The 1,148-nt window shown below is 73.8% G+C and carries 1 protein-coding gene; it reads left to right on the forward strand.

Annotated elements, in window-relative coordinates; all coding sequences use genetic code 11:
- Positions 1-96 precede the first annotated feature (96 nt).
- A partial coding sequence (locus tag AOK18_RS30055) for an LCP family protein (protein WP_055696341.1) occupies positions 97-1,148 on the forward strand: 1,052 nt, incomplete at its 3' end.

Genomic DNA, 1,148 nt, shown 5'->3' on the forward strand with positions numbered 1-1,148 from the left:
CGGGGTGCGGCCCTCGCGGTCCGTCCGGGACGTGGCGGAAGCCGTGATTCCGGTACGGCCGGAGGGGTACCCGGGCGGACGGGAGCCATGGAGCCTATGTCTGCCGAGAACACGCGCCGGACCGACCGTCCCCCGGCCGGGGACGGCCGTCGACGGTGGCGGCGGGGCGTGAGGGCCGCGGCGTGGACCGCGGCCGCGGTCGTCGTGCTCGGCGGCGCCGGCCTGGGGTACGTCTACGCCACGCTCAACGGCAACCTCAGGAGCGTCGACATCGACCGGATCCTCGGCTCCGACCGGCCCGAGAAGACCGGCGACGGCTCCGAGAACGTCCTCGTCCTCGGCTCCGACACCCGCTCCGGCGGCAACCGGGAACTCGGCGGCGGCACCGACGACGGCACGGCCCGCTCCGACACCGCGATGATCGTGCACGTCCACGAGGGACGGGACGAGGCCACCGTGGTGTCCGTCCCGCGCGACACCCTCGTCGACCGCCCCGCGTGCACCGGCACCGGAGGCGGCACCCACCCCGCCGCGCACGGTGTGATGTTCAACTCCGCCTACACCACGGGCGGGGCCGCCTGCGCCGTGAAGACCGTCGAGGCGATGACCGGCCTGCGCATGGACCACTACCTGGAGATCGACTTCAGCGGCTTCCGGGAACTCGTCGACGAACTGGGCGGCGTCGAGATCACCACCACCGAGGACATCGACGACCCCGACAGCCACCTGGAACTCGCCGCCGGCACCCATCGGCTCGACGGTGCCCGGGCCCTCGGCCTGGTCCGCACCCGGCACGGCGTCGGCGACGGCTCCGACCTCGGCCGCATCCGGCTCCAGCAGACCTTCGTCAGGGCCCTGGTCCGGCAGGTGGGCGACATCGGCCTCCTCACCGACCCCAGGAAGCTCTACGACGTCGCCGAGACGGCCACCAGGGCCCTCACCACCGACTCCGGCCTGGGCTCGGTGAACTCCCTGACGGCGTTCGCGGGCGGCCTGAGGGACATCGGCCCCGCCGGCCTGCACATGGTGACCATGCCGGTGCGGTACGACCCCGCCGACCCCAACCGCGTCGTCCCCGAGACGGAGAAGGCACGGCTGGTCTGGGACGCCCTGAGGAACGACGAGCCGGTCCCGGAGGCCGCCGCGGG

This window comes from Streptomyces prasinopilosus (assembly GCF_001419695.1).
Classification (GTDB): domain Bacteria; phylum Actinomycetota; class Actinomycetes; order Streptomycetales; family Streptomycetaceae; genus Streptomyces; species Streptomyces prasinopilosus.